The following is a 17,322-nucleotide window of genomic DNA, read 5'->3' as shown; positions in this document are numbered from 1 at the left end:
CATTGAAACATTTGGACACATTTGGTCAGTGGCCAGAGACTATACATACATCTCTTTATTGTCACAAATTTTAACAATTTTTACGCAATCGAAATGAATAAATAGAAATTCATCTTTGCCAAAAATCGATTAGCCTACGTGTTTTAAGTATGTCGATTGCGTATAGCCATTCACTAGAACTAAGTAAAAACGCTATATTATCAGTGAGTTGTAATACGTATTTCATGTTGTTCAGCAATCATTTTGACAACAATTCCTTCACTATTAATCATCAATCTCGCAATACAACTAGATGCATAAAAATTGTTAAATCGTACAAATATCAAACAAGCATCGATTGATTGTTATTTGATGCAAATCACATTTGAGAACATAAAAGTGTCGACTTTTAACGGTAATTTTCACGAAACTTGGCACCATCTATCGCATTTTCAACACTATTTACCGCAGCTGAACCAAAAAAGAGGAGCAAAGCTCCTCTTTAGGCTACTTGATAAAATTGAGTATAGGTTATTCCATCGTCGGCATTGAGAAAGAGCTTGTATGCTGTTCTAATCGAACACTCGCAGGCCAACGACTAGTCACGGTTTTCATCTTAGTATAGAAACGTACGCCATCATTTCCATGTACGTTCAAAGGCCCAAAGATAGAACGCTTCCACCCTCCAAAGCTATGAAATGCCATTGGAACAGGAATTGGCACGTTCACACCTACCATGCCAGCTTGAACATCCTCACTAAACTGACGTGCGGTTTCCCCATCACGAGTGAAAATAGCGGTCCCGTTACCATATTCATGTTGATTGATTAGTGATAAAGCCGTTTCATAGTCACTAACACGAACAACGGCTAACACCGGTCCAAAAATCTCTTCCTTATACACTGTCATTTCTGGCGTGACGTTATCAATCAGAGTTGGGCCAACAAAGTACCCTGTTTCATGTCCCGTCACGTTATAGTCGCGGCCATCAACAACAATTTCGGCACCTTGTTCTTCGCCACTGGTGATATAGTCGCAGATAGTTTGTTTGTGAAGCGCAGATATTACTGGCCCCATATCGTTTTCAGTACCCTCCACAATACCTGGGCCTACTTTCATTTGTGAAATTTGCTGTGTGAGCTTTTCAATCAGACGGTTTGCGGTCTCATCGCCGACTACCACTGCGACGGACAATGCCATGCAACGCTCACCGGCAGCACCATATGCCGCTCCCATAATGGCGTTGGTTGCCATATCCATATCAGCATCTGGCATCAAGATGCAGTGGTTCTTCGCCCCGCCAAGGGCTTGGCAGCGTTTCCCATGAGCAGAGGCTGTGGCATAAATGTATTCAGCGATTGGCGTAGAACCGACAAAACTCACCGCTTCAACCTTAGGTGACGTAAGCAGAGCATCTACAACTTCTTTGTCACCATTAACCACATTAAAGACACCATCAGGCAACCCCGCCTGCTTTAATAGTTCAGCAAGAATCAAAGCCGTTGACGGATCTTTCTCAGACGGCTTCAACACAAAGGTATTACCCGTCGCTATGGCAACTGGAAACATCCACATTGGAACCATGGCAGGAAAATTAAACGGAGTGATGCCAACACAAACACCTAGAGGTTGCATTAAAGAGTGACTGTCAACGCCAGTGCCGACATTCGCTGAGTGCTCACCTTTCTGTAGGTGAGGGATACCACAGGCAAACTCCACCACTTCTAACCCACGAGTCACCTCCCCTATCGCATCGGAGTATACCTTGCCATGCTCATTTGAAATGGTGCGTGCTATCCGATCCATATTCGCTTCAAGTAACGCCTTAAATTGAAACATCACTCGCGCACGTTTGAGCAGTGACGTCTTAGACCAAGCTTTAAAGGCTGTACTCGCCGCTTCAACCGCTTGCTCAGCTTCATAAGAGTAACTCAATACCACTTGTTTTGTTTGTTCTCCGGTTGCAGGGTTATAGACCGCACCAAAGCGCTCACTTTCACTGTTAACAATCGCCCCTGCGATATAGTTCTGAATGGTTTCCATAGTATCTCCACAATTCTAATAAATATTCAGGCATCGAGCATCACTGCGATGTACTCGGCCTGAGTACATGTAGTTACATTCGATTTTTCCACGCTGAAACAAGCGTTAGATAGTTCGCCTTTATATTCGCTTTGAATGTGTCGTCATCTAATTGGTTAGCAAGCCACGCTTTCGAAGGCTCACCAAAGATAGTCCGCCCTACGGCAAACCCTTTAACAAGCTTACTGGCTTGAGCGTGTTTAAACCCTTCAGCCAGCGCTTCTTTCGAGGCATCTAATCCAAGCAACACAACGCCATAGCAATGGCTGTCATTGCTTGACACTAGATCTTCCACCGCTCTCCAGCCTTCGGGTAATAGAGGGGGCAACTTCCACCAATCCGGTTTGATTCCTAACTGATAGAGTCGCTGTATCGTTTCGATATAATAGTTATCGCCTTGAGGCATCGAGCTTGGCAGAATGACTTCAATCAGTAATTCATGCCCTGATTGGCAGCATGCAAGATAAACATCACTTAGTAGGCGCTCTTGTTGCTTTTTGAGTTCAAAAGCATCGTCGGGATGATAGAAGACTAAGCACTTCACAATGTGTTCTTTAGGCCAAGACACAAGTTGCGAGCCAATATTGCCATGTTCAAGTTCCAAAGGACGAGAGCCTGGCAGCTCGATTGGTCTTCCAATCCACCAACCTTTACCTGTAGCTTCATTGAGTGCAGCTTGTCCATAAGTACTATCACATAACAAACCGGCTCCGCCTTGTAACCCCTGCTCACGCACTGTTTCTGAATACGCTTCTAGTATCAGCTTCTTGAGCTTGGGCAACTGATTCACTGACGCACCGACATCTTGAGCCATTTGCTCCAATTGAATTCGATGGTCAAAGGCAAGAATGCAAAGATCGTCCCACTGTTTATCTCGAGTAGTCACACGATGTAAGTGGTTCAATCTTGAATCTAAGTCTGGCCTTGGAACTTGCTCTGCACGAGCTAAGTAATCGTCCAACTCCTCTTTCGAAGGCATCGCCGGAGCACAACCGTGACGAGAAACAACTAGTGCCCCACAAGCATTCGCATAATCACACGCTTGCTGCCAGCTTTCATCATTTAGGTAGCCTCGCAATAATCCAGACATAAAGGCATCGCCTGCGCCGAGTACATTAAGTACATCAACTCGTACACCGGTTGCATTAATTGCTCCATCAAGGTGGTCTGGAATTTGCGAATCGTAGACCGAACAACCTAAAGCACCTCGCTTGCAAACCAATGTCGCATCAGTGACTTTGCGCACCCCATTAAGTGCTTGTAACGTCTCGGTTGAACCACCTGCAATATGGAACTCCTCTTCTGTCCCGACGATCAAATCGAACAGGCCGAGCACCTCTTGTAATTGCTCAGTGACCGCTCCTGATTCAATAAAGCGAGTCTCACCATCACCCAGTGAAGTTAGTCCCCAAAGCACCGGGCGATAGTCGATATCCAACGCCGTTCTAACGCCATGCTTTCTGGCATAGCGAAGTGCAGTAAGCACGGCATCTCGGGTCTTAGGATTCGACAAATGCGTGCCCGTGATAGCGAGGCAGCGTGCTGACGCAATATAGTCTTCATCTATATCGTCAGACGTAATGGCCATATCGGCACAGTTGTCACGGTAGAAGATCAGCGGGAAAGTATCTTCATCTTTGATACCCAATATGACTAAGGCTGTCAGACGTTCTTTATCAGTAATTAAGAAACTGGTGTCTACACCAAGTCTTTCAAGCTCTTCACAAAGGAATCGGCCCATATGTTCATCGCCCACACGAGCCAGCATTGACGACTTTAACCCTTGTCTCGCTGTGCCATACGCGACATTACCAGATGAGCCACCTAGGTATTTCGAAAAGCTGCTCATGTCTTCTAGCCGTGAACCAATTTGCTGACCATAAAAATCGACAGCCACCCTGCCCATGCAAATCACATCAAACTTCTTGTCCTTCTGCCTCATTACCTCATCTCCTCCAAGATTAATGAAATATTTATTTCATTTCATTATAAATTGGAATTATCGATAAAAACCGTGATCGGCCGCCAGTTTTTGTGTCCAATCTAATCAGTAAACCTCAAAAACGATCAAAATCGAAAATTATTTTTCATTTAACGGAGATCATTTATCAAATCACCCCACCATACCTCGATCCATTTATAACGTTTAAAAAACACACGTTACAGTTTATTTATTTCATTTAAAAACATACACTTAAAAAGAAACTCACCAATAAGCAAGAAAATCAAGTGAGATCGAGATAACACTTTTAACAATTACGACACATTAACAGTGGTGATATTTTGAACATCACCTTATAGTTAAAAACCAACGGAAAGTAGAAAATATTTTTCAATTAAGTTTGCTACCACCGTTAGTAAAAAGTCAGAGTGAATACTGAATAAATGCTCTACAGATTTCATCTAATAACGAAATGAAATGTTCATATTTGTCGATAGATAAGTGTGATGGATACCAAGGAGGCATTTATGCCAACTAAGAAACAAGGGATTACTATGTTGCTGGACAGAATGTTAATACTCGCATCAAACACCAAGGCACTGCTTAAAGGAACGCTATTAGTTCTTGGACTGATTGTTCTTACCGCTTGTGGTCAGGAAGAGAAAAAAGACGATGTAACACGCATCGGAGTAGCGATACCAAACTTCGATGACACCTTCATGGTTTATATGAAAGATGCCATGGATAAATACGCTAAGCAGTTTGATGGCAAAGTCGAACTCACATTTGTGGACGCCAAAGAAGACGCAGCCAAACAGTTAGGGCAAGTAGAGAACTTCATCGTTCAGCAAATGGACGCCATTATTTTGGTTCCAGTTAACACCGACGCCACACAACCTATTACTGATCGAATTATCAAGGCAGGCATTCAACTTGTTTACCTGAACCGTCGTCCTGACTATCTACCCGATAGTGTGTTCTACGTTGGTTCTGAAGAACTAAAATTTGGCGAAACACAAGCTCAATACATCACAGACTCAGTGGACGGCGGTAATGTTGCCATTCTTATGGGCATGCTGACTCAAGAAGCCGCAATCATGCGCACTAAAGGTGTCGAAGATTACTTGTCTAAAAACCCAAACTTCCACGTTGTTAGAAAACAAACTGGTCTATGGCAGCGCTCACAAGGCATGACGGTTATGGAAAACTGGCTCAATTCAGGAGACAAGCTTGATGTCATCGTCGCAAACAATGACGACATGGCTCTAGGAGCAATTCAAGCATTGCGCGCAGCTGGCAAGCTTGATGACACCTTAGTTGTTGGAGTCGACGCAACACCTGATGGTTTGGTTGCGGTAAAAGATGGAGCGCTAAGCGCTACAGTCTTCCAAGATGGCGGCGGTCAAGCGCGAGGTGCTATCGATGCTGCGGTAGATGCTGTTAAAGGCAAACAACATCAACAGGTCACCTGGATTCCGGCTGAGCTTGTGACTCAAAGTAATTTAGCAGCATTCGAAGCGAAGCAAAAAGGTTAACCACCCACGCTCCGTGTTCTCCCCCTCATTAGAATACGGAGCTTTTTTCGGAGTAGTAATAGTATGAGCCAAGTCCTACTAGAAATGCGTGGAATCACCAAAACCTTTCCTGGTGTAAAAGCGCTCGATAATGTGCAGCTCACTTTGAAACAAGGCCGAGTTATGGCATTGATGGGTGAAAACGGCGCGGGTAAATCAACCTTAATGAAAGTGATGTTTGGTATCTATCAAAGAGACAGCGGTACCATTCGCTACAAAGGAGAAAATGTTGAGTTTCAAGGCGCCAAAGAAGCGTTAGAAGCGGGTATTTCAATGATACACCAAGAGCTATCTCCTATCCTGCATCGAAGCATCGCGGAAAATATCTGGCTAGGTAGAGAACCGCTAAAAGGGCCACTACGCCTTGTAGACCACGCCAAGATGTACAGCGACACCACAGAGTTATTAAGTAAATTGGACTTAAAACTCGACCCCAAAACTCCAATGAGTGAATTGACCGTTGCAACTATGCAAATGGTAGAGATTGCGAAAGCTATCTCCTATCAATCAGAGATCATCATTATGGATGAACCAACTTCTGCACTCACGGATAAAGAAGTTGACCATCTCTTCGAAATCATTGAAATGCTGAAGTCTCGTGGTTGTGCCATTGTTTACATCAGTCACAAGATGGATGAGATATTCAGGATCTGTGACGATATTACTGTCTTTCGTGACGGCTGTTTTGTCGGAGAGCGCGAAGCGAAGCTTACCAACAATGACGAATTGGTACAGATGATGGTAGGCCGAGATTTAGGAGAAGTATTCCCTCCCCCTACTGCCAAACCTGGTAAAACTCGCTTAGAGGTGGAAAACCTCACCGTTGAAGGCGCATTTAGCGATATCAACTTCAAATTACACGAAGGAGAAATCCTTGGTATCGCGGGTCTAGTAGGCGCAGGTAGAACTGAGTTAATTGAAACGCTTTTCGGCGTTAGACAAAAAGATGCAGGCACCATTCGAATCAATGGTGATTACGTCGAAATTAACACACCGCAAGATGCTATCCGACACAAAATGGCATTCCTAACCGAAGATCGACGACATTCAGGGCTTTATCTGATGCTCGATATTTTCGCCAATACCTCCATTGCTAATTTGGACGCCTACCGAAATAAAGTCGTCAATGTGCTCGATGTGAGAAAGATGAAGCAAGACAGCCAAACCCACTGTGAAAAGCTAAAAGTAAAAACGCCGGGAATGTACGAAATGATCGACAACCTGAGCGGCGGTAATCAACAAAAAGTCTTGTTGGCCCGCTGGATGCTGACCAAACCTGACATCTTATTCCTAGACGAACCCACCAGAGGAATCGACGTTGGAGCGAAGTCAGAAATCTACAAGCTAATGCGTCTGCTAACTGGCATGGGTAAAAGCTTGGTCATGATCTCATCAGAACTTCCAGAAGTCATGGGAATGAGCGACCGCATCTTAGTTATGCATGAAGGCAAACTCAAAGGTCTTATCGACGGCCCTGATGCAACGCAACAAAAAATCATGTCGATGGCACTCAATTAAAGATTGAGACAACCCCAATATTTAAAAACACCGCGAGTCTTTCAAATTAGGACTTGAGGCCAGAGTAGTAACTCAAGGAATGCAGTTATGATTGCTAAACTGATTAAAGCGACCTCACCAGAAGGTCAAGCTCAAACCAATTTCAAACGATTGATATCCAAGTACGCGATATACGTCGTCTTCGTCTTTATGTGCGTAGTGATGTCCATCCTCTCACCCGTTTTCTTATCAGTCGCTAACTTATTGAATGTAATGACTCAAATGGCAAGTATTGGTCTTCTTGCTCTTGGCGTTACAATCATCATTATTACCCGAGGCATTGACTTATCTTCTGGTTCAGTGCTTGCGGTAGCGGCAGTGGTCTCAGCTAGTATGGCGCAAACCATCGACTGGTCAATGCGTATGTACCCAGCAATGCCCGAGCTACCCATCATCGTTCCGATCCTAGCAGCATTAGCTGTCGGCGCATTATGCGGTTATATCAATGGAGCACTCATTGCTTACACTGGTATTCCTCCATTCATTGCAACTCTAGGTATGATGATCGTTGCCCGTGGCGCTGCCCTGCTTTACTCAGATGGCCGCCCTGTTAGTAGCCTTATCGATTCTTATCAATGGATTGGCCAAGGCAGCATCGTAGGTATTCCTGTCCCCGTCATCATTTTTGCAGTGATGGCTTTCGTGTCATACGTACTACTGAACTACACCCGATTTGGTAAATACGCTTATGCCATCGGTGGGAACGAAACCGCAGCGTACGTCTCTGGCATTAACGTGAAGCGCTATAAGATCTTGGTTTATACCTATGCGGGTTTGTTGGCGGGTATATCTGCACTGATTTTGGCAGCTCGAATCAACTCCGGTCAACCGGGTTTGGGGATCATGTACGAGCTAGATGCAATCGCAGCTGCGACTGTCGGCGGCGTATCGCACGCTGGGGGCATTGGTACGATACAAGGAACCATTATCGGTACCATGATTATGGGTGTACTACAAAATGGTCTCGACCTTCTCAACGTTTCGGCCTACTGGCAGCAAGTGGTAAAAGGCTTAGTCATTATCTTTGCCGTTATGTTTGATATGAAGCGCCATAAGAAGAGTAAATAGTGCAACTACAGAATAACTTTGAGTAGGGTACGAGGCGGCTCTTATCTAGGATACCTTGGATGCCTCGGTATAGTCGCTCTCGGTTTGGCTCATCGCGTCTTTTTACAAGGCGCGTTTTTCTTCCTTAGCACATCCTCAATGAAACAAATATTTCAAACCCTTATAAAATGAGGTATTTTGTACATCTATCCTTTGATTTTGGCTTTCGGAGAACTCTATGATAGCGGCTGCTACATTAAGTGAACTACAAGAACAAATACGTTTAGAATATTCCGGCTTAAGTAAACGACTTCAACAAGTAGCAAAATATGTGCTTGATAACCCAAATGATATCGCACTTGAAACTGTTGCTATCATTGCACAGAAAGCCGAAGTTCCACCTTCTACCTTAATTCGGTTTGCCAGCGCATTTGGTTTTAGTGGCTTTAATGAGATGAAACAGTTATTTCGTAACAAAATCGTTGAAGAAACCTCAAGCTATACCGATCGAGCAAGAATCCACAAGCAGCTACACACAGAACCATTAGCACCTGAAAGCCCAAAACAGATACTTCAAGAGTTTGCCAACGCTAACTCACAAGCCATGAATTTCCTGGCAAACCAAACCTCAGAGCACGATCTTAATAGTGCTATCGATATTCTACAGAGCTGTGAAAACATCTATCTAATTGGCTTACGCCGCTCTTTTAGCGTGGCTTCCTACTTCACTTATGCACTACGTCATTTAAACAAACGTGCATTTCTGATTGATGGCCTCGGGGGAATGTACGAAGAACAACTGAGCATGATTGGTCCAAACGATGCCATTGTTGCCATCAGCTTTAGTCCTTATGCCAATGAAACCGTCGCCCTAAGTGAAGTGGCTTCCAAAGCAGGTGCGAAGCAGATAGTGATAACCGATAGTCAGGTCAGCCCCCTCGCCGCTTTTAGCGATGTCAGTTTCGTCATCAAAGAAGCCAAAGTGGACGCCTTTCGCTCTCAATCCGCTTCGCTATGTTTGGTTCAGAGTATTGCCGTTGCCATGGCGATTAATAACGAACACGAATAAAAACAGCGCCCTAAATTGGGCGCTGTTTTTATGACATCGTCAAGAACTAGATAAAGACCGTTCGCTTGCTATTCATTGACTCAATTGCGGCGTCTGCTAAACGCAGTGCAAACTCGCCATCGATACCGGAACAATTAGGCTTACCACCATTAAGAATGTCTACGAAGTGTTGCCACTCAGCAATATACGCCTCTTTATATCTCTCTAAGAAGAAATGTAGTGGTTTCGCGCATTCTACTCCTTGCTCAGAGGTCATATTTATCAGGTTCTCACGGACGTTTTCCGCTTGAAGCATGCCTTTTTCGCCGTGCAGTTCAATACGCTGATCGTAGCCGTAACCAGACTTACGACTATTCTGAATCGTAGCGATTGCACCAGACGCAAAGTTCAATACAATCACTCCAGTATCAATGTCACCTGCCTTTCCGATCTCAGGGTCTATTTTACAACTGCCATGAGCAGTCACTGAGACTGGATCTTCACCCAAAATGAATCTCGCCATATCAAGATCGTGGATTGTCATATCACGGAACATGCCACCAGATACTTTACTGTATTCCGCAGGTGGCGGTTCTGGGTCGCGAGAGGTAATCGTCAGTGTCGCAGGCTCACCCACTTCACCTTCTACCACGCGTTGTTTCAGGTTTGCAAAGTGAGGGTCAAAACGGCGATTAAAACCGACAAGTAAAGGCACCTTATATTGTTCAACAACACCCAAGCAATCACGAACTCGGCTTGAGTCGAGGTCGATCGGCTTTTCGCAGAAGATCGTTTTACCTGCTTTCGCGCCCAGTTCAATCAAATCAGCGTGAGTATCGGTAGCGGAGCAAATACATACCGCATCAACACTTGTGTCAGCCATTGCTTCTTCAATAGATTGACGTTTAGCACCATATTGGTCGCATAAAAGATTGGCATTGACATCATAAGGGTCAATCACCGAATACAAGTTAGTTTCAGGGTGATTGGCAATGTTCACAGCATGAACTTGCCCAATGCGCCCAGCTCCAAACAGCGCGATATTATACATTCTGCACTCCTTCCTTTGCTTGTCGTTAGTCCAACTCGATGGTGAGTCAAACCAGAATAAGTTGCTCATGAGCGGCATGGTTTCAGTAGGTAGCCATATGACACTCATCGCGATTACATGTAGTCCTCAGAATTAATCCATGCATGAGGCCCCTCCCAACTGAACAGCCATTTGCGCTTAGGTCCGGCCATTACATTCAGGTAATAGCTGTCATAGCCTGCCATGGTAGCTACAGGGTGGTAACCTTTTGGCACCATGACCACGTCTTTGTCATACACCGCCATGCACTCATCTAATTCCCTATCATCGGTGTACACGCGCTGCATACAAAAGCCTTGAGTCGGGTCTAAGCGATGATAATAAGTTTCTTCTAAATAGGTTTCTTGGCCGTCGATATCTTGGTCGTGTTTATGGCTAGGATAAGAACTCGTACAGCCCTCTTCAGTAAAGACCTCGACAACGAGCAGGCTGTCCGCGAGTTTGTTATCTGGGAGAATATTGTGTACGTACCTTTGGTTCTGTCGCTTACCTCGGTTTTCAGCATCAACATCTTGAGGGGCGATATGACGAGTCGGAAAACTGCCTTCACTTGGCGCTTCGCAAACCGCCAGTTCCAAATCCGTTTCGGCCAGTACGTGAACACTCTGTTGGGGCGCGACATACACTGAATGTGGCTTAATACGCTGTTGATTTTCATCTTTTTCGAATGGCGACATACGTTCACCAATATTACTAAATACCTGATTATTAACTGTCACAGTTGCTCTTCCCGACACCAAGACTAAACACTTCTCGGTAGCCGTTTGAGCAAGCATTAACACCTCCCCTTTTTCGATCTCATAAACTGAAAAGCCAACGTATTGCCAATTTGCACGCTCTGGCGTAATCGATTGAACACGGGAATCAGGAGATGATTTAGAATACTTAGAAAGTAGATAAGACATTGGGAGCGCTCCATTGCCAATGAGGCCTTATGAAATGTTTAATTCAATTATATTTATATGGAATATTTATTTCGTGACATAGACAACAAAGTCCACTTAATACGGAGAATATTTAACCGTTAAGTGGACATATCATTTGCTTAGAACAGAGCTTTCATACCTTTAAGCATCTTGGTAGCGACATCGTAATAATCTTGCTCCCACATTTGATCATTTAGATATTCGCCCGAATAGAAGCCTTGGTAACCCGTAGACTGGATGGCATCAACCCACTCAGACAAAGGAATATCACCTTGCCCAATAAAGTGACCACGTAACTCTCTTTCGTCCGGCCAAACGACTCCTTCTTCAGGGCGAGTACCATCTGAAATATGGACGTTGTAGATAAGCGAGGGATCAATGCTGGCGATTTGTTCGAGACTTGCGCCTCGGCATGCCCAAAAATGCCAGGTGTCGAGAACAAAACCAAAGTTGTCGCGCCCTACAGCATCTAACAAACGATAGTAATCATTGAGCGAAGCAATAGGGGTCCATGCTGCGCCTTCATATTGAAAGCGAATACCGTAATCTTTACCTATATCCGCAATCGAACGCACATTTTGAGCTGTGAGCTCAATATTTTGCTCTAAAGTGAGTCCGTTCAATGCTTCAAAGGCATTAAGTTGAATGGTAGGTGCACCTATTTGCTGAGCGAACTGACACAACACTTCTGCATCTTGGAACAATTGAGCTTTCGACGCTTTATCCGTCACTTCGATGGCGCCAATAATATCGATGGCTGTAGGCTCTATGTTGAAATGATCTAAACGCTGTTTAAATTGCTCTGCGGATAAGCCGGCTTTAATGTAGCGCCAGAGCTTTTCGGTGTGGATTTCTAACCCTTGATACCCAGTATCATGAGCTAAACGAATGTCTGAAATAATATTGCTGTGGAGTGAACACATTCCATGTAAAGCATAACGCATAGTGGATCTCCTTGAATTTTGGCAACAAGAAGCTAAGCCTTGTTGCATCAGCTTTACAAGGCTTACTCTTTAATAGTCTGGATGTTCATTAATTGTGGTTAATTCACTTCGCGGCACATCAAGCTAACCGCTAATGTCTGAGCGAGATACATTGAACTACTCAACGAACGGAACCCCATCACCTCGCCCTCTTGTACTTCAAAACACACTTCCATCTTACTGCCTTGAGGTGTCATCTGATTGTCGGTAATGGCGATAATAGGCACGTTCTTTTTGTATGCTTCGTCAATTAGGTCACTGGTCTCTTGCGCGTAAGGGTTGAATGTCACCGTGAACAGCACATCGTTTTCGTTCATACGACGCGTCATGGGTGACAACATGCCACCGTGATCATCTAAGAGCACAACGTTGTTATCCGATTTCATTAACGCGTACCAGAGGTAGAACGCCACTGGGTAAGCTCGGCGCATCCCTTGAATGTAGATGGTTTCAGCCCCTTCAAGCATGGCTACGGCACGTTCCAATTTCTGTGGCGACACCATAACTTGAAGTTGTTCAAGCGCCTCAATATTGGCATCACCAAAATCTTGAAAGATGGCTTGTGGTGAATCGTGTGGTACATCTTCCATCTCACGAGCTTTACGAACACGCTCTTTGTAGTCTCTTGGGCGATTCAAATACTGATCTCTAAACAGTATCTGCATAGACGTAAAGCCATCGAAGCCCATCGCATTGGAGAATCGACTTAGTGTCGACAGCGGTACATTAGCTTGTTGGGCGATGGTTGCCATGGTTTCTACGGCGACCAGCATTGGCTGTTCCATGACAAAGTCGGCTACCTGCTGCAGCCTACTGCTCAGGCCGTCATAGCGTTTCACGATAAGTTCGCGTAACGAATCTAAATCAGCGGGTACTTTTACTTCTACATCCATAGTGATAACGCACTCCTATTCGAACGCAATAAATAGTCAACCGGTCCCCTTCCCAAATTAGGTTGGGGACTCTATTTTATGATAATAACTCAAAGTTGCGAATCGCTTCTTGCTTAACATACGGCATTGCTTTCTGCATAAAGTAGATTCGATCAAATTTCTGCGGTTCATCATTCATATAACCGCGCAAGTTGTGACCAAGAGCTTGACGCAAGCAGGTACCGATATTGAATTTTGATACGCGACTCTGTTTCAATTTAAGCATGTCTTCATCGCGAATACCGCTCGTTCCGTGAATGACTAAAGGTACCGTTACCTCATTGGCAATACGATCTAAACGCCCAAAGTCGATAGTACAAGTTGGCTCGGTCAAACGATGAATATTACCCACAGAAATTGCTACACAGTCAACGCCACTTTCTTGGGCAAATCTAGCAGCATCCTCGGGCTCAGTATAGATAGATTTGATATGGTCACGTCCCTCTTCGTAGGGTACTGAGCCAATTTCACCTTCTACAGACGCACCCAGTGCGTGAGCCACTTCGACCACTTTTTTTGTGCGAGCGATGTTTTCATCCAAAGTAAGTTGAGAACCATCAAACATAACCGAGCTGAAACCCGCTTTAAGCGCACGATAGACAATGTCTTCTTCATAAGTATGGTCCAAATGTAGGCAGACCGGTACGCTGCTCTTGTGAGCGAGGTTGAGGAACATCGCCGCAGCGGTTTCCACACCATAAAAATCAACTACGTCTTTATTACAAGCCAGAATGACAGGCTTACCAACTTCTTCCGCCGCTTCTACCACTGCTCTTGCGTCTTCGAAACCGAAAATATTAAAGCAAGGTACTGAATAATCAGAAGCCGCCGCATCAGGTAATAGATCATTAAGATTCACTAACATGCTTTGTCTCCTATTTGAACTTCGCAATCATATCTTTGATACCTGGAATGGTATTCACTTGATATTCATGGTGAGGGTCAAAATGTTGAATCAGAGATTTGTCAGTCTTCCCAACAATAATGGTGAAGTAATACATCTCATAGCCCGGCGCTGCCACACTTGGGTGGTAACCTTTGTCGATAGCAATTACTGAGCCTGTTTTAACGTGATAAACCGGGCCATGGTCATCTTCATGTTCATACAAGAACTGGGCACCAAAACCGAAATCAGGGTTAAAACGGAACTGGTACACTTCTTCGTATAACGTTTCGCGGCTGCCATCTTCTTTTACACGGTCTTCATCATGCTTATGTGGAGGGAAACCTGACCAACCACCTGCGCCGACCGTAAACAATTCACTGACTAGTAAACGACCGCGTTTGTCCGCATTTGATTGGCCAAGAACATGCTTGATTTTGCGGTGCGTTTTGGTGTCGTCTGAACCGTATTGAACGATATCGACATTCTCTTCACGAACGCAGAACGGTTCGAGTGACGCTTCAAACTTACCGCCAGCAATCATGATGTCGGCATTCTCGCTGACACACTCTATTTGCGCTGTGTAGCCAAGTGGAACATAAACCGCTTCTGGATTGCCGTCCCATACTGACGCACGTTTACCAATGTTGTCGAACACTTGGGTGTCTTGCCCATTAGTCACTGAAACGCTACAAGTGCCACCAGCCAACACGATGACAGACTCATACCCTTCAACCTCATGGTTGAATGTGCCGCCTTGAGTCAAACAAACTTGGTTGAAATAACACAAAGGTGTGACTTCATCATTAATACCTACAATGGGTTCATTTTTATTATCGTAGGGTGGTATGTGTTTACCCATATTCTTTCTCCTCACTGCTCTTTTCTTTGAGCGCAGTTTCAAATCCCTAAACTTGTTCATTAATAAAAAAACCGGGCCACGATGGAGTGTATTTTCGCGAGTATCTGAGGTCGAAATACCGGCCCGGGAGACTAAATACTGTCTTCAATCACATCAATCGATGCCACTAAACACCTTGGTTTCTTGTCTCAATAAAATCAAAAAGCTGCTCTTTCGTTGGCATAGCTTCGGTACAGCTATCACCACTGACATTAATCGCAGCCGCAGCAGATCCATTTCTCACGCCTTCTTGCAGTGTGCCACCATTCACTAAGGTCCAAATCAAGCCACCTGCAAAGGAGTCACCAGAGCCAAATGGCTTATTCACTTCAACTCGGAAGATGCCTTGTTGGAACTTAGAGCCATCACGGCAATACACTTTCGAACCAAACTCACCAGCCTTTATCACCACAATCTGGGTGTTGTCGCGCATAAAGCGTTCTGCCGTAGCATCGTCGTCCTTATTGCCCGGTGCAATCACCGTTTCCATCATGTCGAATTCTTCACGATTACCGATCACGATATCGGACAGGCTCGACGCGATACCATAGTAGATAGAAGCATCAGTATCGGTGCGCCATGAATAAGGACGGTAGTCCACATCCAAGACAACTAAAGTGTTGCTGCGACGCGCATGTTGCATTGCAATCAGCGTAGCTTCACGACTTGGACTCTCAGATAGTGCTGTACCTGTCACCACCAAAACCTTTGAGCTTGCGATATATTCAGGGTCGATTTGCTCTGGCTTTATCGTCAGATCAGAAGCATTATTGCGATAGATAAGGACCGTACAGTCACTTGGTTTCATCTCAGTGAAAGCGACCGAAGTGCGAGAGCCAGAGTTGTCTGTCATCATGCCATCTAGGTTGATCCCCTGTCCTGACATGTAACCTTTTACATAGCCACCAAACGCGTCATCAGCGACACAACCAATGAAGCCCACTTTGCCACCTAGTTTGCTCACAGCGACCGCAATATTAGCTGCTGAACCACCAACAAACTTGTTGAAGCCCGATAAATCCGCCATATCGGTTTTTGATTCGCGGGCGTATAGATCCACACCCGCGCGTCCTAAAACGATGGCATCCAACGGTCTGTCATGTTGAAATGCAATTTTCGTCATCGTCGTTCCTATTATTTGTAGCTAACCCAAGCCGCGCCTTGGTCAGCAGACTCAACGCACTTCTCACACAAACGTACCCCTTCGATGCCCGCATCAATACCAGGGAACCAAATACCCGCTAGAGCTTCTTGGTCATCACGGTCAGCAGCATCAAATGCCATAGCGAAACGGTGATATAGGTTAGCCCAAGACTCAAAGTAACCTTCAGCATGACCACCACCAACACGGTTAGAGGCAACACCCTCTGCATCTTGATACAAGTACCCCATGCCACGCTCTAGTACGCGAGGTGCTTCACCTTGTACTTCGTAACGAAGTTGGTTTGGATACTCATCCCACCATTCGATCGATGCTTTAGAACCAACAATGCGGATCTTCTGTTGATGCATCGAACCAGAGTTCACAGCCGATGCCCAAAGCGTGCCAACTGCGCCACCTTTAAACTTGATCATTACGTGAGCGTTATCTTCGAGTGGCGCACGAGATTCGATAAAGCTTTGGCGCATACATGCCAAGCTATCAACTTCTAGTCCGGTCATTACCTCGTTGAGATAAAACGCATGAGTACCAATGTCACCTAGCACATAAGTTGGACCTGATACTTCAGGGCTTACACGCCATTTCAAACCTGGGTCATTCTTTTCGTATTCTTCATTATGGAAGCCGTGAGCGAACTGCATATTGATGACACGAATCTCACCAAGGTCACCACGTTGCACCATTTCACGCGCCTGTTGGACCATAGGGAAACCTGTATAGCCATACATCACACCGATAACACGATTGTTTTGTGCCGCGATAGTTTTTAGCTCTTCCGCTTCTTCTGTCGTGAAGGTGATTGGCTTTTCGCACACCACATGAAGTTTGGCTTCTAGTGCTGCTTTACAGATTTCATAGTGAGTAGAGTTTGGCGTTGCAATAGAGACAGCTTGAATGCCATCTTCACGCTGTGCTTCTTGAGCAAACAACTCTTTATAACTTGAGTAACAACGCTCTGGGTCTAGGCCAAGATTGACGCCAAAATCGCGACAACGATCAGCATCTAGGTCAAACGCACCCGCTACCAGCTTAAACAATCCATCACGCTGCGCTGCATTGCGGTGAGAGTAACCAATTTGGCTACCACGACCACCACCTACCATTGCCCAACGAATTGGCTGCTCAAAATGACGCTCTTCATTAAACATGCTTGACTCCTTGTGTGGCTCCTAGTGTCTAGGAGCCGAGATTAAGTGTTAGAAAATTATATAGAAAT

At 45.0% G+C, this 17,322-nt stretch carries 14 protein-coding genes; 4 read left to right on the top strand and 10 right to left on the bottom strand.

Annotation, left to right across the window (positions count from 1 at the left end):
• Nucleotides 1-510: 510 nt before the first annotated feature.
• Nucleotides 511-2,022 (bottom strand): CoA-acylating methylmalonate-semialdehyde dehydrogenase, encoded by a 1,512-nt coding sequence (locus AWH66_RS08120; RefSeq protein WP_063605360.1) that lies wholly within the window; start codon nt 2,020-2,022, stop codon nt 511-513.
• A gap of 73 nt (nt 2,023-2,095) precedes the next feature.
• Entirely contained in the window at nt 2,096-4,003 is a 1,908-nt protein-coding gene (locus AWH66_RS08115) for a bifunctional 5-dehydro-2-deoxygluconokinase/5-dehydro-2-deoxyphosphogluconate aldolase (RefSeq protein WP_063605361.1), read from the bottom strand.
• A gap of 527 nt (nt 4,004-4,530) precedes the next feature.
• Here AWH66_RS08115 and AWH66_RS08110 point away from each other — a divergent pair.
• The 4 genes from AWH66_RS08110 to AWH66_RS08095 all read left to right on the top strand — a co-directional run bounded on the left by AWH66_RS08110 (nt 4,531) and on the right by AWH66_RS08095 (nt 9,250).
• A complete protein-coding gene (locus AWH66_RS08110) occupies nt 4,531-5,538 on the top strand; it encodes a sugar ABC transporter substrate-binding protein (protein ID WP_063605362.1) in 1,008 nt (335 codons plus the stop codon).
• A gap of 63 nt (nt 5,539-5,601) precedes the next feature.
• Nucleotides 5,602-7,095, top strand: a complete 1,494-nt coding sequence (locus AWH66_RS08105) for a sugar ABC transporter ATP-binding protein (protein ID WP_063605363.1) — start codon at nt 5,602-5,604, stop codon at nt 7,093-7,095.
• 87 nt (nt 7,096-7,182) lie between these two features.
• Complete coding sequence (locus AWH66_RS08100) at nt 7,183-8,202, top strand: ABC transporter permease (protein WP_063605364.1); 1,020 nt, start codon at nt 7,183-7,185, stop codon at nt 8,200-8,202.
• A 217-nt stretch (nt 8,203-8,419) separates the two neighbouring features.
• Complete coding sequence (locus AWH66_RS08095) at nt 8,420-9,250, top strand: MurR/RpiR family transcriptional regulator (RefSeq protein ID WP_006070654.1); 831 nt, start codon at nt 8,420-8,422, stop codon at nt 9,248-9,250.
• Nucleotides 9,251-9,296: 46 nt separating this feature from the next.
• Here the strand turns inward: AWH66_RS08095 and iolG are convergent, their stop codons facing one another.
• The 8 genes from iolG to AWH66_RS08055 all read right to left on the bottom strand — a co-directional run bounded on the left by iolG (nt 9,297) and on the right by AWH66_RS08055 (nt 17,254).
• Entirely contained in the window at nt 9,297-10,280 is a 984-nt protein-coding gene (gene iolG / locus AWH66_RS08090; protein ID WP_063605365.1) for an inositol 2-dehydrogenase, read from the bottom strand.
• A gap of 113 nt (nt 10,281-10,393) precedes the next feature.
• Nucleotides 10,394-11,224, bottom strand: coding sequence for a 5-deoxy-glucuronate isomerase (gene iolB, locus AWH66_RS08085; protein WP_063605366.1), 831 nt, complete (start codon nt 11,222-11,224; stop codon nt 10,394-10,396).
• A 140-nt stretch (nt 11,225-11,364) separates the two neighbouring features.
• A complete protein-coding gene (locus AWH66_RS08080) occupies nt 11,365-12,189 on the bottom strand; it encodes a sugar phosphate isomerase/epimerase family protein (RefSeq protein WP_063605367.1) in 825 nt (274 codons plus the stop codon).
• Between the two features lie 98 nt (nt 12,190-12,287).
• Entirely contained in the window at nt 12,288-13,121 is an 834-nt protein-coding gene (locus AWH66_RS08075; RefSeq protein ID WP_006070650.1) for a MurR/RpiR family transcriptional regulator, read from the bottom strand.
• Nucleotides 13,122-13,197: 76 nt separating this feature from the next.
• Nucleotides 13,198-14,025: a class II fructose-bisphosphate aldolase gene (locus tag AWH66_RS08070; protein ID WP_006070649.1), complete on the bottom strand. Its 828-nt coding sequence runs from the start codon at nt 14,023-14,025 to the stop codon at nt 13,198-13,200.
• A 10-nt stretch (nt 14,026-14,035) separates the two neighbouring features.
• Complete coding sequence (locus AWH66_RS08065; protein WP_006070648.1) at nt 14,036-14,905, bottom strand: 5-deoxy-glucuronate isomerase; 870 nt, start codon at nt 14,903-14,905, stop codon at nt 14,036-14,038.
• A gap of 166 nt (nt 14,906-15,071) precedes the next feature.
• Nucleotides 15,072-16,067: a 5-dehydro-2-deoxygluconokinase gene (gene iolC, locus AWH66_RS08060; RefSeq protein ID WP_006070647.1), complete on the bottom strand. Its 996-nt coding sequence runs from the start codon at nt 16,065-16,067 to the stop codon at nt 15,072-15,074.
• Between the two features lie 11 nt (nt 16,068-16,078).
• Nucleotides 16,079-17,254, bottom strand: a complete 1,176-nt coding sequence (locus AWH66_RS08055; RefSeq protein ID WP_063605368.1) for a Gfo/Idh/MocA family protein — start codon at nt 17,252-17,254, stop codon at nt 16,079-16,081.
• Nucleotides 17,255-17,322: the final 68 nt, after the last annotated feature.

The sequence above is a fragment of the Vibrio barjaei genome, assembly GCF_001639065.2.
Lineage (GTDB): Bacteria > Pseudomonadota > Gammaproteobacteria > Enterobacterales > Vibrionaceae > Vibrio > Vibrio barjaei.
The sequence above is the reverse complement of the archived record's forward strand: the minus strand, read 5'-3'. Positions and strand labels throughout refer to the sequence as shown.